The 21,323-nt window shown below is 61.8% G+C and carries 20 protein-coding genes and 1 tRNA gene; 8 read left to right on the forward strand and 13 right to left on the reverse strand.

Going from position 1 to position 21,323, the window contains the following annotated elements; all coding sequences use genetic code 11:
- Positions 1 to 13: 13 nt before the first annotated feature.
- Both YH3_RS07975 and YH3_RS07980 read right to left on the reverse strand, forming a co-directional pair.
- Positions 14 to 1,267, reverse strand: coding sequence for a wax ester/triacylglycerol synthase domain-containing protein (locus YH3_RS07975; protein WP_007726506.1), 1,254 nt, complete (start codon positions 1,265 to 1,267; stop codon positions 14 to 16).
- A gap of 46 nt (positions 1,268 to 1,313) precedes the next feature.
- A complete protein-coding gene (locus tag YH3_RS07980) occupies positions 1,314 to 2,978 on the reverse strand; it encodes a hypothetical protein (protein WP_233272368.1) in 1,665 nt (554 codons plus the stop codon).
- A gap of 182 nt (positions 2,979 to 3,160) precedes the next feature.
- On the opposite strand from YH3_RS07980, the gene YH3_RS07985 reads away from it, so the two are divergent.
- Positions 3,161 to 3,778 carry a DUF1109 domain-containing protein gene (locus YH3_RS07985; RefSeq protein WP_042452341.1) on the forward strand — a complete coding sequence of 206 codons (618 nt, stop codon included), beginning with the start codon at positions 3,161 to 3,163 and terminating at the stop codon, positions 3,776 to 3,778.
- Between the two features lie 200 nt (positions 3,779 to 3,978).
- On the forward strand, positions 3,979 to 4,470 hold the full coding sequence (locus YH3_RS07990) for an FBP domain-containing protein (protein ID WP_007726512.1): 492 nt from the start codon (positions 3,979 to 3,981) through the stop codon (positions 4,468 to 4,470).
- Positions 4,471 to 4,618: 148 nt separating this feature from the next.
- Here YH3_RS07990 and YH3_RS07995 read toward each other — a convergent pair whose 3' ends face one another.
- From YH3_RS07995 to YH3_RS08020, 4 genes are all read right to left on the reverse strand, one after another.
- Positions 4,619 to 5,359 (reverse strand): hypothetical protein, encoded by a 741-nt coding sequence (locus YH3_RS07995; RefSeq protein WP_007726514.1) that lies wholly within the window; start codon positions 5,357 to 5,359, stop codon positions 4,619 to 4,621.
- Positions 5,356 to 6,291, reverse strand: coding sequence for an ABC transporter ATP-binding protein (locus YH3_RS08000; RefSeq protein WP_007726516.1), 936 nt, complete (start codon positions 6,289 to 6,291; stop codon positions 5,356 to 5,358). The genes YH3_RS07995 and YH3_RS08000 overlap by 4 nt, the downstream gene beginning before the upstream one ends.
- On the reverse strand, positions 6,288 to 6,650 hold the full coding sequence (locus tag YH3_RS08005; RefSeq protein ID WP_007726518.1) for a GntR family transcriptional regulator: 363 nt from the start codon (positions 6,648 to 6,650) through the stop codon (positions 6,288 to 6,290). Before YH3_RS08005 ends, YH3_RS08000 begins: the two co-directional genes overlap by 4 nt.
- 2,487 nt (positions 6,651 to 9,137) lie before the next feature.
- Positions 9,138 to 9,211, reverse strand: a tRNA-Gly gene (locus YH3_RS08020).
- A 305-nt stretch (positions 9,212 to 9,516) separates the two neighbouring features.
- Here YH3_RS08020 and dcd point away from each other — a divergent pair.
- The 3 genes from dcd to YH3_RS08040 all read left to right on the forward strand — a co-directional run bounded on the left by dcd (position 9,517) and on the right by YH3_RS08040 (position 12,248).
- The gene (gene dcd, locus YH3_RS08025) at positions 9,517 to 10,086 is read left to right on the forward strand and encodes a dCTP deaminase (protein ID WP_003943702.1); all 570 of its coding nucleotides are present in this window, start codon (positions 9,517 to 9,519) and stop codon (positions 10,084 to 10,086) included.
- A 25-nt stretch (positions 10,087 to 10,111) separates the two neighbouring features.
- On the forward strand, positions 10,112 to 10,396 hold the full coding sequence (locus YH3_RS08030) for a hypothetical protein (RefSeq protein WP_058038931.1): 285 nt from the start codon (positions 10,112 to 10,114) through the stop codon (positions 10,394 to 10,396).
- Between the two features lie 328 nt (positions 10,397 to 10,724).
- Complete coding sequence (locus YH3_RS08040) at positions 10,725 to 12,248, forward strand: hypothetical protein (RefSeq protein ID WP_064443226.1); 1,524 nt, start codon at positions 10,725 to 10,727, stop codon at positions 12,246 to 12,248.
- A 3-nt stretch (positions 12,249 to 12,251) separates the two neighbouring features.
- Here the strand turns inward: YH3_RS08040 and YH3_RS08045 are convergent, their stop codons facing one another.
- Together YH3_RS08045 and YH3_RS08050 are read right to left on the reverse strand one after the other, a co-directional pair.
- Positions 12,252 to 13,004, reverse strand: coding sequence for an IclR family transcriptional regulator (locus YH3_RS08045; RefSeq protein ID WP_007726535.1), 753 nt, complete (start codon positions 13,002 to 13,004; stop codon positions 12,252 to 12,254).
- Positions 13,004 to 14,515 (reverse strand): APC family permease, encoded by a 1,512-nt coding sequence (locus tag YH3_RS08050; RefSeq protein ID WP_064443227.1) that lies wholly within the window; start codon positions 14,513 to 14,515, stop codon positions 13,004 to 13,006. The genes YH3_RS08045 and YH3_RS08050 overlap by 1 nt, the downstream gene beginning before the upstream one ends.
- Positions 14,516 to 14,753: 238 nt before the next feature.
- On the opposite strand from YH3_RS08050, the gene YH3_RS08055 reads away from it, so the two are divergent.
- The 3 genes from YH3_RS08055 to tatA are packed head-to-tail and all read left to right on the forward strand — an operon-like array spanning position 14,754 to position 17,221.
- A complete protein-coding gene (locus YH3_RS08055) occupies positions 14,754 to 16,334 on the forward strand; it encodes an FAD-dependent oxidoreductase (RefSeq protein ID WP_064443228.1) in 1,581 nt (526 codons plus the stop codon).
- Between the two features lie 39 nt (positions 16,335 to 16,373).
- Positions 16,374 to 17,045 carry a Rid family hydrolase gene (locus YH3_RS08060; RefSeq protein ID WP_007726540.1) on the forward strand — a complete coding sequence of 224 codons (672 nt, stop codon included), beginning with the start codon at positions 16,374 to 16,376 and terminating at the stop codon, positions 17,043 to 17,045.
- Complete coding sequence (gene tatA, locus YH3_RS08065) at positions 17,045 to 17,221, forward strand: Sec-independent protein translocase subunit TatA (RefSeq protein WP_003943732.1); 177 nt, start codon at positions 17,045 to 17,047, stop codon at positions 17,219 to 17,221. Before YH3_RS08060 ends, tatA begins: the two co-directional genes overlap by 1 nt.
- Positions 17,222 to 17,273: 52 nt before the next feature.
- On the opposite strand, the gene YH3_RS08070 is transcribed toward tatA, so the two are convergent.
- From YH3_RS08070 to YH3_RS08090, 5 genes are all read right to left on the reverse strand, one after another.
- Complete coding sequence (locus YH3_RS08070; RefSeq protein ID WP_042926398.1) at positions 17,274 to 17,888, reverse strand: class I SAM-dependent methyltransferase; 615 nt, start codon at positions 17,886 to 17,888, stop codon at positions 17,274 to 17,276.
- Positions 17,885 to 18,643: a PIG-L deacetylase family protein gene (locus YH3_RS08075; RefSeq protein WP_003943643.1), complete on the reverse strand. Its 759-nt coding sequence runs from the start codon at positions 18,641 to 18,643 to the stop codon at positions 17,885 to 17,887. Before YH3_RS08075 ends, YH3_RS08070 begins: the two co-directional genes overlap by 4 nt.
- Positions 18,637 to 19,575, reverse strand: coding sequence for an acyl-CoA dehydrogenase (locus YH3_RS08080; RefSeq protein ID WP_054826873.1), 939 nt, complete (start codon positions 19,573 to 19,575; stop codon positions 18,637 to 18,639). The genes YH3_RS08075 and YH3_RS08080 overlap by 7 nt, the downstream gene beginning before the upstream one ends.
- Positions 19,572 to 20,276: a glycosyltransferase family 2 protein gene (locus YH3_RS08085; protein ID WP_042452319.1), complete on the reverse strand. Its 705-nt coding sequence runs from the start codon at positions 20,274 to 20,276 to the stop codon at positions 19,572 to 19,574. The genes YH3_RS08080 and YH3_RS08085 overlap by 4 nt, the downstream gene beginning before the upstream one ends.
- A 233-nt stretch (positions 20,277 to 20,509) precedes the next feature.
- The gene (locus YH3_RS08090; RefSeq protein ID WP_054826874.1) at positions 20,510 to 21,277 is read right to left on the reverse strand and encodes a GAF and ANTAR domain-containing protein; all 768 of its coding nucleotides are present in this window, start codon (positions 21,275 to 21,277) and stop codon (positions 20,510 to 20,512) included.
- Positions 21,278 to 21,323 lie beyond the last annotated feature (46 nt).

Consider the following 21,323-nt stretch of genomic DNA (forward strand, 5'->3'; position numbering starts at 1 on the left):
GCAGTAGATCCAGTCAGTGTGCAGTGCCGGCTATTTCGTCGAGAGTCCGTTCGACGGCTCGGGCGATCTTGCTTGCAGGTGGGAGATGCTCGGCATCGGCCTGGATTCCGATCCAGAATGTGTCGTTGTAGGACGCTGCGGTGAAGCCGACGCGGACATTGCCCGCCAACGGGCCCAGAGGCCAGAGTTCGACTAGCGCTGCCCCGTCGAGCGTGAGCGGGCCGCGCGGTCCATGGACGTTGGACACGACTGCACCGATCATGTGCTGCCGCTTTGCGAGCTTGTCGAAAACGCCGGCGATACGCGGTGACCGAAAGGTTGTTCCCGCAGCGCGTGCGGAAGGTTTGGCCGCAGCGGTTTGCTTCGCGACGATCGCGACTGTGCGTTGTGGGTCGGTTTCACGAAGTGGAAGGTCGATGATCATGAACCCGACGGCATTGCGTGCGCTACCGATCGCTGTGACTGCGACGGGTACCGATACCGCAATCGACTTGGGGATGGGCTCGCCGCATTCTTGGAGGATGAATCGTAGTCCGCCGCCCACCGCAACGAGATAGGCATCGTTCAAAGTGCCTCCCGCTTGCTGCGCGGCATGCTCGATCAGAGAGGTGCGGACGTTGACGGACGAGATCGATCTCGTGGGACCAATGGCGCCCAGTAACACCCGTGATCGGATTGGCCGGTGCAGGAAAGTACCGATTCGAAATCGGAGGAGGTCGAGGGAACCGGCGGCCTTCGGAGGGATGTTCGGCACGGGAGCGCCCGGGTCGGTACTTTTCGAATCAGGTGAGGCGAACAAGCGCTCGAAAAGGTCGCTGGCTCTGGCGCCGTCGAGAACCGCGTGATGCACTCGGATCACAATGCCGCACAGACCCGGTCGAGCTGCAGGAACGAAGGCGATGTGCCACAACGGTCGGGTGGTGTCGAGGGGTTGCATCACGAGTCGACCACAGACGGATTCGAAGTCGGGTTCTGTAGGCCCGCGTTCGTCAAGCGAGAGATGGAGGTCGAAGTCGATGTCGTTTTCCGTCCACCACCATGACCCGTTCCGCATGATCGGTCGCTGCCGCAGTAACGGCTCCTGCGCGATGTGAGCGGCGAGAGTGCGGTGAAGTCGCACTAGATCAGGTCGACCGTCTCGATCGACGAAGCCACCAGGAGCGAGCAGTCCGGCAATAGTGACCAGGTAGGGCTGGACGTGCACACCGAGCTGGAGGCTCGCAGCGTCGACGGGTGATATCGGCACGTCGGGTGTGGTGTCGACCATCTGCTGAGCCTAATCGAGGCGACACGGTGGACGGCGCTGGTTTCGGCTAGCGGATCACCAAGTCGTGGTCGGTGGCGCTGAGCGTGATCGCGGCAATGGGGTTTCCGCGCATCCAGTCCTGCACGAACGCGTCCAGAGCGGGGTTCGATGCCCGATCCGCGTACGCGTCCGACGGGATCTCGATTGCCCCGACGAGGTGGCGCGGATCGGCATCGAGGCCGGATGCGCGGGGAGCCATCCGTAGTCCGTCGGCGGTGTGCAGGACGACCGGAAGAACCGTGCCATCCGGTGCAGTCACGGTCGCGGTCCGCGTGGTGGCGACCGGGTCGAAATGGTCCACGCCCAGTCGGTATCCGGACGGTTGTGCGTGCTGGCCGATCGCGTCGAGCATGCGCGGATCCACCACAGAGTACGGAAACCCGATGTCGATCAGAGTCTGACCGTCGATGGCACCGTCGCGGGCGGGCAGGGTCGTGGACAAGTGCCAGGGGGCAGCGGGGGACAGGGTATCCGTCGACCGGTCTGTCGGCGCGTTTTCGATCAGTGTGCCGAGGAGGGACGCGCCGGTCGGCGTGAACTCCCAGGCATCCCCGACGAGATCCTTGTGCCAGAAGCCGGATTCGGCGCCGCGGAGACCCTCGACGCGCAACTCCCGCCGGTTCGGGCCGGGACCGAGTGAGTGCACACTGATCGCGGATGTGACTTCACCGGGAATTTTGGGCTGGTGCACCCAGTCTGGGGCCGGAAGTCGGATCGCGGCGGTGCTGCGGTCGAGTGTTTCGGCCACGAGGTTGGGTGCCGACGGCTTGTCCGACTGATCTTCCCAGCTGTAGCGGAAGAAGATCGAGTCCGATCCCGAAGAATCGAAATCAAATGTGCGGGTGTATATGTCGCCGTACTTGTTCATCACGAAAGTGGTTGATCCGGCCGCCGACAGCGAGTCCGCCTGGAATCGCCCGCCGAGCGGGCCGCCGATCTCGTAGCTGTCGTCGTTGGGCAGCCACGGGTCCGCGTAGGTTATCCGGCTGCCGTCCCCGGTCAACGTGGGGATCATCGTCATCTTGGCGAGTCCGACGAAGTGAATCCGTCCTGCGACGTCGGTGAAAGTTTGGTTGTCCCAAGGCGACGAGACGCTCAGTGCCCACCCGTTCGGGTGGTCTCCGGGGAGTTGTCGGCCGGGACCGCTCCACAGCGGTGCGCCCCATGCCGAGGTCCAATTCCACACCAGCGGATCCTGGGATGCGTTGTCCATCGTGTAGATCCAGCCGTTGTCGTCGACCGCGACGAGTTCGTCGTCGTCCAGTGATATCCCGACCAGTCGTCCACGCAGGCACTCGGGCATCGGCACGAAACGCCACGGTTGAGCCGTTGATGCGCCTGTCTCTCGCGGCCGAGCGAGTAAGTCGTGGTCGACTAGCGCGAAGTCCCAGAAACGATTGAATTGCGTAGTTGGCGTGCGGATCTGGACCGAGCTGGGGGCGGTCGAACCGGTGAATGTCGGTAGGTTTGCCAACCCGACTCGACCTCCACCGGAGGGCGCACCTGGTGGCAGTTGGGCGGTTCCGAATGATATGCAACTGGCCGGCCCAGGTTCGGTGGGCGCGGCAGCGGCGAGGGGAGTGGACCACAGGAGGGCGGCGGAGAGTAGGACGCCGACGCTCAGCAGTCGCGGTCGGTGCGGGTGCGAAACTCCACTCGCGGTCTCGTTCACCGTCCGATTGTCGCATGATCGGCACGTTGAATCTGAGAATTGTGAGGTTTGTCCATCTGTGTCGGTTGCGGCGAGAGTGCCGATCGCTGCGTTGGTTGTTGTGAGTGGAACGAGAGTGATTGTACTGCAAAGGGATTCGCCGTGTAGCTGAGTTTGCCATGACCTGCAGATACGGTGGGGTGATGAGAAGGCCGAAGTCGCTGGGTGAATGGTTGGTAGCTGACCCTCCGGAGTCGTCCAAGCCACCGGGGCCGATTCTTTTGGCATTCACCGTTGTTCCGCTCATTGCGTTGGTCTGCCGGCATTACGGTTGGTGGCCTTCGCCGTTCGGGGAGTACAGATGGTTGGATCCCTTCCTCGTCAGCGCCGCGGCTCTGCTCATCTTGATCGTGGTCGGTCTGGTGTGGGCGATCCGCACCCTCTATGTCCTTGGCCAGGACCGGCGGTGGTCGTGGTGGATTCTGTCCTCCCCGATCGCCGTCATCGCTGCAGTAGCTCTGGTGTTGTTGATGCCGCCGGCAACTTTCCTCGACAAGAGCGGAGAGTTCGAGACCATCGCGATTGGTCTTTTGGAGCAGCCTGAATCGACCGTGGAAGAGCTCGAGATCGGCCAGTTCGATATCAGTAGTGCCCATGTCGTGCGGCCGGATGAGGTCTACTTCATCGACAACGACAGCATGTTCATCACCTCGAGTGGGTGGGTGTACTCGCCCAGCGGCCCACCATCGGGGTTCGATGATTTCTCCGCAACTCACCTCGGCGGACCTTGGTACGAGTTCACGGCGGTATGGCGTGACTGACAAATCGAGTGGCCTGTAACGCAGGCCTGTAGCTACCATCGCGGTGTGGATACGTACACGGTGACGCCCCATGGGCGTGAGGGGGTTGTCGGCGTCGTCTTCGCCGGCGACAGATAGCGCATTTCGGACCCGACAGCACTTGGTGCTGATCGGGCCATGAGCTGTACCCACCTTCACCGAGCCACGATTGGTATACACCCATGATCATTTTGACCGATACATCTATTCGTTCCAGCCTCGTCAACGCGAGTCGTAAGGAGAAGTCCGATCTCACCCTGCCGGACGGCTTCGGCACCATCGACTTCGACGCTCTCGACTACCTGGGCTGGCGAGATCCGAAAATGGGCCGACGCGCCTACGCGATCGTCCCGACACTCGACGGGGAGACCATCGGAGTCTTGCTCGTTCAAGCCGAGGCCACTCCGCGATCGCGCGCCCAGTGCTCCTGGTGCCGCGACACGCGACTCCCCAACGAGGTCGTCTTCTACGGCGCCAAGTTGGCCGGGCCCGCCGGTCGACGTGGCAGCACGGTCGGAACACTGATCTGCCGAGACTTCCAGTGCTCGTCCAATGTTCGTAACGACCCCCCGCTCCCGTATGCCGGCTACGATGCCGCCGCTGCGCGCCAGAACCGGAAAGATGAACTGGTGCTGCGGGCTTCGAGTTTTGTCGAGCGGGTGGCTCGGCAGTAGAGCGGACCAAATCGGGGACGAGGTAGCACCCTGTTGCGACGTTCGTCCCCCTTCCTGACTCAGGGAGGGGGACGAGCTGTCTAGACGGGTTTGATCCGACGAGCACTTCGAAACGACGCGACATGTGGCGTCGCACATGATTGCGCGGTCACGGCGTTGCTCGACGCAACGTCGCCCAGGCTCCGGCGATGCACGCGATGGCAAGGGCCAGAGGGAGTAGCGCCATCGGTACCACTCGGGGAGTATCGACAAACCACGAACCGATCGCCGGCCACCACCCAGCCCAGGTGATCGCGATCGCTGACAAGCCGAGCAAGCCGAAAAGCCCGGTGAGGGAGGCGAGTAGACCGGTGATCCTCCACCGCTGGTAGATAGCACCTGCCAGCATTGCGATCGAACTGGTCAGCAGCAGCGTCGCGAACAGTGCGAGCAACTGTACGGCGGTGTTGTCGGTGAAATAGCGTGCGATGCCGAACATGCGCATGTGCACACCCCAGCCGTTGGTGGCGGACTCCAGCACGGACAGCAGTTGCAGCGCGATTGCGAAGACTGCGGACTGTGCCAGCGCCATAACCGTGGTGGCAGTGAAGAACTCGCGGCGGGTCACGCTCAGTCCGAGCGCGAATGGGAACGTCTGCGTCATCGACTGGAGGTAGAACGCCAGCACGAAACCGTAGACCGAGAACACACTGCCGGTGAATCCTTCACCCTCCTCGTTCCCGACGATCGCGTAGATAGTGAAGCTGATCAGGAACGAGATCAACAGGATGCCCACCGGCCAGGCGATCAGCAACGGCCACGCGACCGTGTGCAGTTGTAGGACGGCACCGATCCTGGACCGAGCGGGCGTCTTCGGGACCGTCCGTGGCTCTGTCGTTGCGATACTCATACGGTGATCTCCTTGCGCTGCGTCGAAGTCGCGATGACAAGTTCCTGCAAAGATGCCGGTTCCACTTGGACTCCAGCCTCCCGCAGTCGGTTTCGCTCGGTCTCTGTCACATCGGCCTGCAACATGATTCGGCTGTGGGCGCCCAGTGTCTCCCGGCGCAGGACCCTGCCGGACGCAGCAACGGCATCCACCGCATCAATGGGACCGGATACCACCACGGCGCGGCTACGCAGTGCATCCGCGTCTGCGTCGACGACAATCCGGCCGCCGTCGACGACAATCACGTGCTCGAGTAGATTGGCTACCTCGTCGATCAGATGAGTCGAAAGCACCACAGTGCGAGGATGTTCGGCGTAGTCCGCAAGCAGGCGATCGTAGAACAGTTGGCGTGCAACGGCATCGAGACCGAGATACGGCTCGTCGAAAAGCGTCAGGGGCGCGCGGGAGGCGAGTCCGATGATCACCCCCAATGCCGACCGCATGCCGCGTGAAAGCTTCTTCACCTTGCGACAGAGGGGAAGTTGGAAGTCGTCGAGCAGTGTCTCGGCGAACGCGTGGTCCCAATTCGGGAGTAGATGGCCGGCGGCGACGAGTACGTGCTTGACCTTGAGGTCTTCGGGGTACGTCTGGCTTTCCTTGACGAAGCACACGTTTGCCAGGACGTCGGCATTTTCGAAAGGGGCAGCGCCGAATACCTCGACGTCGCCGCGGGTGTGCAGGTCCTGCCCGGTCAGTATCTGCATGATCGTCGTCTTGCCTGCGCCGTTACGGCCGAGTAGGCCGTAGATCTTGTTGCGGCTGATCTCGAACGAGACGTCCGCGAGCGCGTCGACATCCCCGTACTTTCTGTCCACGGAGCGCATCGAGGCGACAAGTTCAGTTTCGTCGAAACGCCTGACGTGCGACTCGGTCGTTGTCGTGCTTGCGTTCATCGGTCCGCCTTCCTGTCGTCCAGCATGGATTTGAGTTCGCCGAGGGAAATCTGGAGCCGGTCGGCCTCCGCGACCAGCGGCTCGATGTACTGGCGCGCGAACGCTTCTCGGCGTCTGAACCTGAGTGCGTCGCGGGCACCGACCGTGACGAACATTCCGATTCCCCGTTTCTTGTAGAGGATCCCCTCGCCTACGAGCTGATTGAGGCCCTTGGCTGCCGTCGCCGGATTGATTCGGTGGAACGCCGCCAGTTCGTTGGTTGAGGGCACCTGCCCGTCTTCCGGCAGGGAGCCGTCGATGATCGAGCCTTCGATCTGCTCGGCGATCTGCTGGAACAGTGGTCGTCCGTCGTCGATCACGATGATCGACGCCCGATGTTCACTGGTTCATTACTCATGTAATGAACCATAGAACGTCGTGGGGCATGTTGGCAATGAGATCGCGGAATCTGGCACCGATGACTTGGGTCTCCGAGCGCTGCCTATCGGGACATTCATCGCAGAGGCTGATGGAACAGCTTGGATGCAGACCGGCTACGACTTCCAGATCCCGGGGCGTTGCGCACAGGCATTGAGCTTCTTCGGAACCATGGAACCGCCGATCTAGGTGGTCGACCACGGGACGGGGCACCTTCGGGTGGCCGGCAGATATCGCCTCAATGAATTCGGCCACCTCGTCGAAGGCGGCAACTATGTAGCGGGGGACATTCTGCATGGACGTTGTAGATGGGAGTTCGCTATGCGTTGACGCAAACGCCAGTAAGCATCGGCAGTTCGCCACCCAACGTGAAGCCGGAGAAACCAGAAGCCTCGGCTTCCGGTCGCAACCCGCAGTCGTAGAACAGAAGCCGGACCGCACGCCGCGGTCGGGCCCCTTTTCGTCAACCCAAAGACGGAGTCGTATCCACCGCAAGTAGGGACTTAGCGCCCCGTTTTGGTGTTTCTGTACTGATTTGCAATCCCGATACGTACGCTTCCGGCCAGGGAATCGGACACTCGACCAGCAGGGGTATCTATGCCGAATGTGACAGTGAAATTCGGGGGTTCAGACCCGGAAACAGCAGACCTCGCACGCCGGGCACTGCAACCAGTACTAGACAGCATCTACCGCACGTACCGCAGGAAACCGCTACCATTCGTCGAAGCCGCACTTAGACGCGCAGGTCGAGGAAGCTTCTCACAAGCAGGAATTGAACGATTCGCCGACTACATTTCAAGAGGAGACCGACCAATTCTCACCACATAGCGGCCGCTCGTGATCAGGCCGAAGACCGAAGCGCTTCCACCGGCTACCTGTTCGACGACCTAAATTGGTCAGTGCCAACTAGGTACAGGTCCATCGTGGTCAACATCAACATCAAGAGACAGCGCCCGCCCGCGTCCGAGATTGGTAGCTTGCCTCACCGTGGCAAGGGCACTCGAGCCAGCAGACGTATTCGATCAAACGGAGCTGAGAAGGCTGATTCAGCAGATGCACATTAATCGACCTCTGTGTGAATTCTGCTCACGGTGCACACTCGCGTGATCAAACCAGTCGGCGCTGTGACATTCGGTTGCTGATCCTATTCGGGGCGGCCTCGACCGACTATTTGAGACCTGTCAAACATAAGCTCCCCTTCCTGGCCAGGTAGGGGAGCTTATGTTTGTGACCACCGCACGATCCACGCATCTTCTGATATGCAGGTTTCAGGCAGAGCTGAAAATGTCATCCACATGCGGTCGGCCGATCTTCTCTACAAGTCGGGAGCGGTTAGTGGCCCTGCGCCTTCTAATGAGAAGGGGATCGTGGAACCGTTCGCCATCGCCACGATCATGTTGACGATAGCAAAGAGGACGTTATCCATTTGAATTCACCTCCTCGCTCCGTCTAGGGCCCGGCAAGATTCGCTACTGCATACAGGGCAGATGTCCTGCTATCGAAATTGGGACCTGCAATGTAAGCGGGCGAGCCTGGACCGAATGAGGTGACTGTCCTGATATATCCGAGGCGATTCGAGGAGTTGTAGTCCACCAACCAAGGTCCACCAGAAGCACCTGCGCCAAAGTTGCCCGGTTTGGGAGTTGCGTGAGAAGCCGTAGCTCCGAACGTCATAACCAGGGAAGGCGCTGCGATGCTTGCGGGGAATAAGGTTTCGACTCTGGACACCTACGGCCTTCTATCCAATTGGGGCCAATCTGCCGGTTTCTAAAGATTGTCGGGAAGGTAGCACGACGCTAATGTGACATTCCTCGAAACTGGGGTATTTCTTCGAGCTTTATCCGGCTCTCCGGATCCGTGCAGAGCGATGGTCTTACATTGGCACTTACGGTTAGGGCGTCCGATACTTAGGAAGAATACGTACTTGATTCTTTTCGAAGGTGATTTTTGACGCACTTGGGTCCTTTCACAGTTGTGATTGTGAGAAGACCTGCATTCGTGCGTGAGTTGTGGTCCTCGGCGTATGGGTGCGCTACGGCAGATCGTTTTTGCAATATTCAACTGACAAGCTGCGCGGAGTCCGAGCGGAGACAGTTTCCAAACCCATTTGTTGGTAGTCGCGCTCGAATCACTGATGGACGGCAAACGAACCGAGGTACCGGCGACCATCGGCTTCGAGGTCGACAGCACTCTCCTGACAGTGCGCGCAATGGACACCGATTCAGGCCGGGGCACGACCAGTCGGACGGCATCGATGAACTGCAGAATTCCGAGACGCGGTCCTCTAGCACCCCCATTTTCGTTGGATTCACATTGACTGATCACTGAATGGAGGGGGTTGTGTACCTGCCGTGTACCTGTCACAGGATTGGGACCCAAACAAGCGAAGTTCGACTGCCCCAAAAGGGCTCTGAACTGCGGAAAATCTGTGGAGCCGATGACGGGAATCGAACCCGCGTATTCAGCTTGGGAAGCTGATGTTCTACCATTGAACTACATCGGCGTCGCAGCCGACCGGACGTGTTTTCACCGCCGATCAACGTGCTTTCCGAACATTATCAGACGAGCTTTCAAGCAGCGGTGTCCCCGGCCGTCATTGATCAACACAGGCGTGTGGAAGTCGGCGCCATCGGTAAATGATTTGCCCACAAGTTCTGCGCGGGAAAGCCTTTCGGCATGGAGAACTTGAGACAGGTGGGGCTGGGCTCTCCCGTGGGAGTCCAGAACCCGCGCATCGTGTTCGGTAACCACAGTGTGATCGCCCCGGCGATGGGCCGGCACTGCCCGCAGAACCGGTAACCTCTACCTGTGCTGCTCTCCGATCGTGACATCCGTGCCGAAATCTCCGTTGGACGTCTGGGTATCGACCCTTTCGACGATTCCATGGTGCAACCGTCGAGCGTCGACGTGCGCCTCGACGGTCTTTTTCGGGTTTTCAACAACACGCGGTACACGCACATCGACCCGGCACTGCGCCAGGACGAGCTGACCAGCCTGGTCGAACCGGCAGAGGGCGAGCCGTTTGTGCTTCATCCCGGCGAGTTCGTTCTCGGTTCGACTCTCGAAGTGTGCTCACTGCCGAACGACCTCGCCGGCCGCCTCGAAGGTAAGTCGAGCCTCGGGCGCCTGGGCCTTTTGACGCACTCCACCGCCGGCTTCATCGACCCGGGTTTCAGCGGCCACATCACACTGGAGCTGTCCAATGTCGCAAACCTGCCGATCACGCTCTGGCCGGGAATGAAGATCGGACAGCTCTGCCTGCTCAAGCTCTCGAGCGCTGCAGAGTTCCCCTACGGAAGCTCCGAGGCCGGATCCAAATACCAGGGCCAGCGCGGCCCGACACCGTCGAAGGCGTACCTGAACTTCAACCGCGGCTGAACGAACGAACTTCGGGGGGAGTCGCATGATCGGAATTTTCTACGGTCTGGTTTTCATGAACTTGTTGTTCGTGACCAGCACCGTGTGTTTGATGAAGCCGTCCAAAGCCAGTGTTGTTGCGACCGTCTGTGCAGGGGTGGCGTGGCTGTTCTTCAATGGACCGCTGGAAGGTCAGGTCTTGTGGTCGTTGAACAGAGAACACGGTCTGACGGTCTCGGATCTGATGTCGCTTGTTGCCTTCGGCATCGCCGCTCGTGGTTGGAATCAGGTTCGCAAAGCCCGTGAAACCGTCGACGCAGATCGTTTCTGACCTGCGCGCTCACCTGGATTGACCGCCACGATTCGGACAGATGTTTCGACCTGGAGCACAACAGTCGTCGAATCGGGCACAATTACTGGTTATGTGGTGGATTGTCGGAGGCGTACTACTCGTATGGGTCGTGTGTTCCATTCCGATTGCCATCCTGGTGGGGCGGGGTATCGCGCGTCGGGACCGCGCGGAATTCGACGGGCGAAATCAACAGTGGGCCGACGAGGTTGTCAGGTCGATCGAGAAGCAATCGGAGCAGGACAATTCCGATCGGCGTAAGCCACCACTGATAAGCTGACCAGCTGGACTTTTCCGGAGGTGAGTGGGCATGGAACTTCCATCCGATACTCCCGACGACGTCGTGGCCGCGGCCGCCGGCGGACCAAGGGTTCCGCAGTTCGATCCCACAGTGGGGATTCCGGTAGTTCCGCCAGGGGGAGATGCTCCCCACCGGTTGGTGGTCATCGGCGATTCGCTGTCGCAGGGATTCCAGAGCGGGGCGATCTTCAATACCGATCTGTCGTATCCGGCGATCATTGCTCACCAGCTGGGCCGGCTCGACCAGTTCCGCTTTCCCCGTTACGGCGGCCCGGGCGGGCTTCCGCTCAACATCGAACTGTTGCTCCGCACCCTCGAGGAGCGCTTCGGCCCACGGCTCGACCTCTGGGAGGTTCCGCTCGCACTCTTTGCTGCACGTGCGTTCATGGATCAGGTAGAGGACTACTGGGAACGCGGACCGGGCAGCGAAGCGCCGACGTTCTCGGCAATCACCCACAACCTCTCGGTGTACGGGTGGGATCTTCGTGACGCTCTGACCAAGACGGCGCAGGGCTGTGAGGACGCTCTTCACCAACCGCACGACGATTTGATCAGCCAGATCGTCGAGAACAACGGTGAGCGCGCCGCACTGCGAGTTCTGCCGCGAGGCTCCGACGCCGAGAAGCGTATGACCGCGTTCGACGCAGCAGCGGAGTTGGGCAAGGAAGGCATCGAAACTCTGATCGTCTTCCTCGGTGCCAACAACGCGCTCCGCACCGTCACCGAACTTCGAGTCGAGTGGAGCGGCAACAACTTCCGTGATCCGGGCGGCAAGCGCGACTACACGGTGTGGCGGCCTGAGCACTTCGCGTCGGAGTACGCCGAGGTGCTGGCCGCGATCCGCAAGATCAACGCCCAGCACGTCATCCTCTGCACCGTCCCACACGTGACCATCGCACCGATCGCCCACGGGCTCGGGGGGAAGATCGAAATCGGATCCCGCTACTTCCCGTACTACGCACGACCGTGGGTGCGCGACACCGACTTCGACCCACAACGCGATCAGCACATCACCGGCGCGCAGGCGTGGGCCGTCGACACCGCAATCGACATGTACAACGACGGAATCGAGCAAGCCGTCGCGAATGCCCGTCGGGTGGGGAAGGACTGGTACCTCTGCGATATTGCCGGGTTGCTCGAGCGCGTGGCCTCACGGCGCTACGTCACCGACGTCAATGCGCGGCCGTCATGGTGGACGCCGTACCCCCTTCCCAAGGCGCTGACCGACTTGCAACCCGTGCCGGACTCGCTGTTCCTCTCCGCCGACGGTCGCGGCGGCCGCGCTTCGGGCGGCCTCTTCTCGCTCGACGGCGTTCATCCCACGACAGTCGCGTACGGGGTGATGGCGCAAGAACTGGCGAACATCATGGTCACGGCAGGGGTCCAGTTCGACCGCGCTCAGATCGATTTCGACCGACTCGTCCGACGCGACACCTTGGTGCGCACTCCGCCGCAGAATCTCGATTCCACGCTCGGCGTCATCGGCTGGGCCGACGAGCATCTCGGCTTTGCCAAACGTGTGTTCGGCCTCTGACTTTCAGCTTGCCTTCGACATCGTCGGTGCAACGATGCGTTCCGCGTACTCCCGCAGCAGTGCCACCAGGTCTGCGTCGTCGACGGAAAGTCTGCCGGTCGGACCTATCGCAGCCAAGGCACCGACGACACACCTTTCCGCGTCGTGGATCGGGACGGCGACGGCGGAGCGTCCGACACGAATCTCGTCGACCTCACGGGCGGCCTCACCGCGCCGGATCCGCGAGAGCTCGAGTTCCAACGCGTCGCCGTCAGTGATGGTGTGTGCGGTGACCTTTCGCAGTGGGGCCTCGGCCAATTCGGGTCGGTTGGCGAGGAGCAGCTTCCCGATAGCCGACGCGTGAACGGCTGTGACCAGTGTCCGTTCACCACTGAGTTCGTGGTCGGGATCGCGATCGACGAGCCGAATTCTGTTTTCTGCAAACGACGCGAGGTAGACGCCGAACCGTAGCTGTTCGCGGAGTTCTTCGAGGAGCACCGAATTGTCGATGGGTGTGGGTTCGGCGGCAGCCCCGGCTAATTCACGGGTGCGTCGGCCTAGTGCGAAGCCGGAGAGGTCGGCGATCCGAACCAGGTAACCGTCGGCGACAAGGATGTTGAGTAACCGATACGCAGTGGCAGGTGGGATGTCGGCCAGGGCGGCAATGTCCTTGGCGGTGGCTCCCGATCCGAGCCTGGCCGCCGACTCGAGGAGGGCAAGGGCGCGCTGAACCGCTCGGGGTTCGTGCCCACCGAGGTCGCGTGGTCGGCCCACCATCAGCGGGCGCCGGCAGTCGGCTCGCCCACCAGCACGATGTTTCCGGCTGCGTCGGTGGCGAACACCCCAGCTCCTGGTAGTACGTCCTCGGTTTCGGGACTGTCGAAAGCTCCGACGTGCAGCAGACTTTCGGGGCTTCGGCGTCGCAGGTAGAACTGCCAGAGTGTGCCCGAAGTCAGGATCACGAGCACGGCGATCGGTGCAACGTACGCGTGGTCGATCGTGTTGGCATAAACCAGGTAACCGAGGACTATCGCTCCGGCACCACTGCCACACGACGCGGCCGCGAGAACTCCGGGAGTGTGCTCGCCGATCCGTGTCAGGAAGACAACGGATGCGATAGCCGTCAGTGCATAGGCCACGATGACGGCGCCGCGAACAGTCAGTCGAACGTCGTCGAAGATTTCTCCGCGCCCGAGAACGGCAAAGGTTCCGCCGCCCAGCAGGACGGTGCAGACCACGGTAGTCAATGCGAAGTAGGGCGTACGGAAGGCACTGTGAACCGAGGCGAACCGGCGGGGGAGTAGGCGCTCGACACCGAACGAATAGACCAGGCGTGACGCAGCATTGGACGACGCCATCGAGGACGCCAGCCACGAGCACCCCAGACCGACGTTGAGCGCGATCACGACACCGGGGCTCACGCCCGTCGCCGTTCCGTGGAGATAGGCGTTGACGAGGGTGTCACTGCGCCCGGACCAAGCGGCCCAGCCCGCGAAGATGAAGAGCGATCCACAGATGACCGGAGTGAGAAGGACTGTGCGGGTGACGGTTACCAGCGGACGACGGGCCTCGGGGCCGAAGAAGGCCGCGCTCTCGAATCCGGCGAGAGCGAACACGGCAGCCAGGGCGGTGAGTAACAACCCGTGGCCGGAGGTGGGTGGAACGATCTGTGCTTGTTGACTTCCGGAACCGCCCAGGATCATGAGCCCGACGATGAACAGAAGTGAACAGCTTTCGACGACGAGGATCGCGAGCGCGGCAAATCTGACACTTCGCACGAGAGCGCCGAGAATCAGCAAGGCTATCCCCAGATAGAGCGCGATGACGTGAAAAGTCTTGTCCACGTGCACACCCGCGAAGCCGAGCAATGCGATTGCGGCCTGTCCGCCGTGATAGAGCGTCATCACCGCGCTGCCGACGTACTTGACCAGCATGGCGATGCCGGTGGTCAATGCTGCCCGGGTGCCCAGGCCACGAAAGACGAAGCTGTGCAATCCGCCCGACGCAGCCATTCGGCGAGTGAACTGCGAAACGCAGAAGGCTATGAGCGTCACCAGCACGGTGGCCGCGATGATGGTGATCATCCCGCTCAACAATCGGCCGTGTGTCAGCATGGTGACGGGCAGAACGACCATCGACACAGCAGGGGCAGTGGTTGCCACCGACTGGGCCAGCACTTCGGCGCCCGAGAGTTGCCGACGGCCCAACGCCCGCAGCGGTGATCGCGCCGGGGGCTGCTTCTCGCGCGTGGTGAAGGACCGCGCGATGGCTTCGGTGAGAGCGGACATGTCGCGTCACGCTAGTCCGGTTCTGTAACGCCGATATTGCGGGCATGCTTCCGCTGATCGCACTCGGGTGAGAGAGCAAGATGCGAACGCTCGCACGTTTCTCACTCGGTCCCCACCGACTGTTTCCTGCGCGTCAAGTTCCGGACCCAACGCTCCTGAAGTCTGTGTTCAACACCAACCACCCGGGTCACCGGGAGCACACTGGGGAGCTCGAATGCCATACACACGTAGATCTTTCATGCGCAGCCTGGGAATCACCGGCGGCGCCGGCCTGGCACTCGGTGCTATGTCGTCCATCGGCCTGGCGCCGGCAGTGGCGTCGACGCCGAGGCGATTTCAGGCACCTGCTGCGGGTGACCTGATCGGAAAGGTCAAGGGAAATCACTCCGTCGTGATCCTCGGCGGCGGACCGTCCGGGCTGTGCTCTGCCTACGAACTGCAGAAGGCCGGATACAAGGTCACCGTCCTCGAAGCACGCAACCGCCCGGGTGGTCGGGTGTGGTCGATCCGCAACGGCACCGAAGAAACCGACCTGAACGGTGAGACACAGACCTGTTCGTTCTCCGAGGGGCACTTCTACAACCTCGGTGCGACGCGTATTCCGCAAAATCACAACACCATCGACTACTGCCGCGAACTGGGCGTCGAACTGCAGATGTTCGGAAACCAGAACGCGAACACCTTCGTCAACTACACCGGCAACAAGCCGCTGGCGAATCAGTCGATCACCTACCGAGCAGCCAAAGCCGACACCTACGGATACATGTCCGAGCTGCTGCAGAAGGCCACCAATCAGGGCGCTCTCGACCAGGTCTTGAGCAAGGAAGACAAAGAAGCACTCTCGTCCTTCCTCACCGACTTCGGCGATCTCTCCAGCGACGGCCGCTATGTCGGATCCTCGCGTCGAGGGCACTCCGCGGAGCCGGGCGCCGGCCTCAACTTCGGAACCGAGATCGAACCATTCGGGATGAGCGATGTCATCCAGGGCGGCATCGGGCGTGCATTCTCCTTCGAGTTCGGTTACGACCAGGCCATGACGATGATGACCCCCGTCGGTGGCATGGACCGGATCTACTACAAGTTCCAGGACGCGATCGGGATGGACAACATCGAGTTCGGCGCCGAGGTCAGCGGCATGAAGAACGTGCCGGACGGCGTCACCGTCGACTACGTCGTCGACGGCAAATCCAAGTCGATCACCGCCGACTACGCAATCTGCACGATCCCGCCGCACTTGATCAAGCGGCTGAACAACAATCTGCCCTCCGACATCCTGCTCGCGTTGGATGCAGCCAAGCCGTCGTCGTCGGGCAAGCTCGGTATCGAATACTCGCGTCGGTGGTGGGAGACCGAGGACCGCATCTACGGTGGCGCGTCCAACACCGACCGCGACATCTCCCAGATCATGTTCCCCTACGATCACTACAACTCCGACCGCGGCGTCGTCGTCGCGTACTACAGCTCGGGTAAGCGTCAACAGGCTTTCGAATCGCTCACCCACCGTCAGCGGCTGGCAAAGGCCATCGCCGAAGGCGCAGAAATTCACGGCGACAAATACACTCGCGACATCTCGTCGTCCTTCTCCGGAAGCTGGCGTCGCACCAAGTATTCGGAATCCGCCTGGGCATCATGGGCCGGCGCGGGAGATTCCCACGGCGGCATGGCAACTCCCGAGTACACCAAGCTGCTCGAACCCGTCGACCGGATCTACTTCGCCGGCGATCACCTCTCCAACGCCATCGCCTGGCAGCACGGGGCCTTCACGTCCGCGCAGGACGTCGTGACCCACCTGCATCAGCGTGTTGCGCAAACTGCCTGACGTGCTTCGTTTCCCATCACTTTTTCTGGAGGTCTAATCATGAAATCTCGCAGCACCAAGGTCCTTGCAGCGGCATTCGCCGCCACCACGCTACTGGGCTTCGCCACTGCCTGCTCGTCTGACGAGGCGGACGCCGAGACCACATCGAGTTCGTTCGTCTCGAAATCGATTCTCGAAGCGGGGCAGGCAAACCCGATGATCGCTCAGGGAGTCGCGATCGGCGGCGACACCGCAATCTACAAGACCAGCGGCATCGGTCCGTCGGCAGGAAACAAGGCGGCGCCGGAAGGTTCGCCGGAGTCGTACATCGACGGTCAGTTCTCCGGCGGTGTTCTGCCGACCGGTGTCACCGTCACCGAGGCGCAGGGCATCAATGTACTCAAGAAGATCCGCGACAACCTCGAAGCTCAGGGATTGAGTCTCGAAGACGTCGTGACGATGCGCGTCTTCCTCGACAACGCGCCGGGATCGGACAAGGCCGACTACACCGGATGGAATCGCGCGTACCGGCAGTTCTTCGCCAACACCAATCTCGACACGGGTGACACCGAGTTGGTGCCGATGGGCACGGCCGAGCCGATCGCTCCGATCGAGCGAAACAGCGCCCGGCCCACCCGCTTCGCCCTCGAGGTTGCCGGACTGCCCGTTGCCGGTTGGCTCGTCGAGGTAGAGGTCGATGCGGTGTACCCCGACGGCAAGGAACCCGCCTGATGGGCGCGCTCAGCCCGACTCACTGGGCGATCGTCGCAGTAGTGCTCGTGGTGCTGTTCGGTTCGAAGAAGCTGCCCGACGCGGCCCGGGGCCTCGGCAGGTCGATGCGGATCCTGAAGTCCGAAGTCGGTGAACTGCAGTCGGATACGGACCTCGCGTTGGAGCAGCGAGACTGACCCCCGTGCGCGGTCGAGGAGTCCCCACACTCCTCAACCGCGCACAGGTCTACTAGATCAGACCTTCGGAACGAGCTACCGACGGTGGTGACGGCGGACCCTTCACGAAGACATCGATCAGCACGTCCTCGTCCTGGTACGACGCGAACTGCGCCAACCCCGGGGTCTGGCGCACAGCCGAATGAACAGCGTCACCGTTTTGCGGATACTCCGGTACGACGTGACGCCAATGGGCGCACAGCAGCGTTCCGCCAGGCTCGAGATGCTCGACGACCTGCAGCATTGCCTCGATGAGCTTTTCGAAGGTCAGGTAGTAGCCGACTTCGCTGATGACGACGAGGTCGAAGGTTTCGTCGGACCAGTCGTCACCCAACGCCCAGAGCCGAAATTCGGAGTCATGTCCGGTAAGCCTCGCACGAGCGCTCTCGAGTGCGGTCGGGACGATGTCGGTGGCGAGAACGCTGTCGCAGCGCTCGGACAACTTCTCGGTGAGAACCCCGATCGAGCACCCCGGTTCGAATGCGCGACGGTATCGAGGTTTCGGGAGCATAGCGACACTGAGTGCGTACTTCCGCTGCTCGTACCAGCGGGATTCGAAATCCCATGGGTCGGACTGTGCGGCATACATCTTGGCGAAGTAATCCGCGGGGAGTTCACGATCGCTCATACGAACACCGTCTCGTACGGCCTCAGTAGTCGTTCCATCGCGTGGCGGGGGAGGATGGGTGCATCCGCGGGATGATCGGAAAGCGGAGCGATCTGTGAAGTGAACTCATTGGTGGCAGCAGATTTCGCAGCCTGAACGTCGGAGGGCAAGGTCACCTTTCGTGCTCTTTCCCATGGGACTGCCGCATGATCCGGCGCGGCCCAATGCCACGCCCAGATGGGATACTCGATCAAGCGCGATCCAGTGTCCGCGCACGCCCTCGCCGCCGCGTCTCCGGTGGCTTCGTGGTCCGGGTGGCCGTCCCCGCGCCACGTGGAGGCGCACCAGGTATCCGCCGAGGAATCACCGAGAATCGAGCTGAGGCGGTCGGTCAACTCCTGTCGGTTCTCGCCGATCTTTCCGTCCGGGATGCTCAATCGAACCGGTGTGGGAATTCCGAGGACACGCGCTGCCCGATCCGACTCGGACCGTCGACGGCGTTCCATCTCGGGCTGAGTCACGGTCGGTGAATCGGGATGCGAAGCTCCGCCGTCGGTGACAGATACGACCTGAACACTGATGCCGGAAAGTATTGCCAGAAGAGCGGTTCCGCCCAGACCGAGTATTTCGTCGTCGGGATGGGGAGCGACGATGATCAATCGTGAGCATCCGGTGAGATCCAGTTCCGGAAAACTTCTTCCCCACTCCCGCCATGTCGATTCGGGAGTACCGCCGTCGTCGACAGGCTTCTGCGCGAACAGTTTCGAGTTCACCACGGCCGTTTCCCCTTGGCTGCAATCCGGCCCAGCTCGGCGAGATCCTTCTCGGCGTGACTCTGCCGCAAGTAGACGGTGAGATCGGCTACCCGTGCGGCGTGCGCGGCGTCCATGCAGAGCGGTGCGGCGCCGAGAGCGCGTCCCACCCGATCCAGGGTCTCGGTAGCGGCGCGCTCGACAATTGCGCGCACACGGAGTGCCCGCTGCATGGCCTCGGCATTTTCGTCGAAGGGATCCGCATCGACCTCGGCCGCCGCGACTGCGAGCGCGTTGCGCGCTGCGGCGAGCGCTGCATCGACCGCACCGAGGTGTGCGAGTACGTAGGGGTCTTCGCTGCTTGCAGCCTTGTCGTACAACGGATCAGCGACGCCGCAGGCGCCGCCGTACCAGCATGCAGCCACGCCGATCGCGCCGTGCCAGAACCCCGGGCGGCTCAGGTAGTCGCCTGCCGTCCCGACCGGTATGGCCGGAACCATGTCGAAGTCGACCGCGCTGGAGTCGCTTTCGGCCATACCGACGGCCTTCCACGAATCGGGAACGGGATGCACCCCAGGTAGTCCGAGCTCGACCGCGAAGAGGGAGGGGACACCGTCGACCAAGGCGGTGATCAGTGCATGCGTGCAGGTGTTGGCGCCGGAACACCACAACTTGCGACCGGTGAGCGTCCAGATCCCCACGTGCTCAGACGCATTCACCACAGGTTGGGGTGGCTCGGCCGCCCACACTCCCCACAGCTGCCCGGGTTCGGGATCCGGTCCGTCGAGTTCGGTGAGTATCGCGACGGCATCGGTGTGAGCCTCAGCCATCCGGCCGAGAACCACATTCTCCCGTGTGAGCTCTGCCAGGGAGGTCCACCGTGCGGCCGTCGCGCCGCCGCCGGGCAGCGGCAAGTACAGTCCACCTGCGTCCAGGAGTGTGTGTAGTCGTTTCATCGTGCCAGCTCCGCTTCTTCGTTATCGGCGGTCGTACCACCCAGGTTACGGATATGTCCGGCAAAGCCGCCCGGGGTTCGGCCGTCGAGACGCGCAGACGTGGTGACCGCAATGTCCTCTGCCCACGCGATACAGGCACCGGCCTCGCTCAACCGCCGGACGAGATCGACATCCTCGTCTTCTTCGAGATCGCAGAATCCTCCGACGTCCCAGTACATATCGGCGCGGACACCGAGGTTGGCACCGTGGACGTGACCGTGTCGACCATAGGGATGTGCGTGGTACATACGTTCGTACCGTTCGCGAACGGAGTGCGGATGGCCTTCCCAGTCCGCGATGCGAACGGTGCCCGCGACGACGTCCGCAGTACGCGCATACTCCAATTGGCGCGCAATCCAGGTGGGGCCGACCACCGAATCGGCATCGGTCGTGGCGAACCACGCTGAGGCCCCCAAATCCGAGCCGAACGCAGAGAAACCCGTCGCTCGCGAACGGCCGACGTTCTGATGCTCGACGCGGAGTACTTCCACCCCGTCGGGGATGACCCCCGCGGTTCCGTCCGAACAGTTGTCGAGGACGGCAACCACTCGGACGGGGACAACGCAAGCCGACGCCGCTGTTGCGAGTGCACGAAGGCAATTGGGGAGGTCTTCGGCTTCGTTGTGGGCGGGAACTACGACAAGAACCTGGTCGATTGGCACAGTGACGATCCTTTCCTCACCCTGGTACGGTCGGGTCTTCTTTCGTCCCGGTTCTCAACAGATAACCACATTTCGGACGGGTGCCGCCGCGCGACCGCCAGCAGCCGTGCAGGTCGAAAACTGTTTCGGTGAAACATCTCTGGATACGTTTGAGAGATGTGCCGGCGGGGTACAAGACGGGGTTTTGCGACTGTGCTTTCGGGTGCAAAACGGGGTTTTGCACCGAAGAATCTTCAGAACCGGCGGTGGCGCACCGAATCGACGAGCATCCGGGCCACCTCGTGCAGTTTCACGTTGGTGTGCTGCGATTGCTGAACGAGTCGGCTGAATGCTTCTTCGGCGTCGATGCCGTGGATGGCGATCAGCACGCCCTTGGCTTGTTCGATCTCGGCACGAGATTCCATGGCGCAGTGCAACTGTTCGATGTGCTCGTGTGCCTGACGCCAGCGTCGTGAATCTGCGATCGCCGCGCCCGCACCGGCGGTGAACAATTTCATCAACTCTTCGTCGAAGGGCTTGAACTCTGTCGAGGCGAATCCGTAGACGTTGAACGCGCCGAGAAGTTCGGTGCTTCCTTCGCCCATGGTGAGCGGCACGGACAAGTAGGACCGGACACCTTGTTTCCGGGCCTCGGCGGTGAATTCCGGCCATTTGTCGTCGTGATCACCCACCTTCGACCGAACCGACGACATGGTGCGCGCGGCGTCAACGCACGGACCACGATCGGCGGAATGCTGGGCATCGTCTATCGCGGAAAGGTAGTCCGCGGTAGATGCAGCAGTTCGTGGGCCATCGGCGGACAGCACCGTCACGCTGACAGCATCGGCATCCGGCAGCGCTTTGACCGCCGTCTCGGCCAGACGTTGGAGCATGGAGTCGAGATGCGCGTCCGTGTTCAGAGTGGACCGGAGTCCGGCAATCGCTTCGGCGAGGGTGTCGAGCGAATCTGCTGCGGAAGCAAACGCCGCGGCTCCCTGTGGGGTGTCCGCATTGCCTGTCATGATTCAGGTCTACTCCGCAAAGTGCGGCGATGTAACCGTTCCAGGC

This window comes from Rhodococcus sp. YH3-3 (assembly GCF_001653035.1).
Classification (GTDB): Bacteria; Actinomycetota; Actinomycetes; order Mycobacteriales; family Mycobacteriaceae; genus Rhodococcus_F; species Rhodococcus_F qingshengii.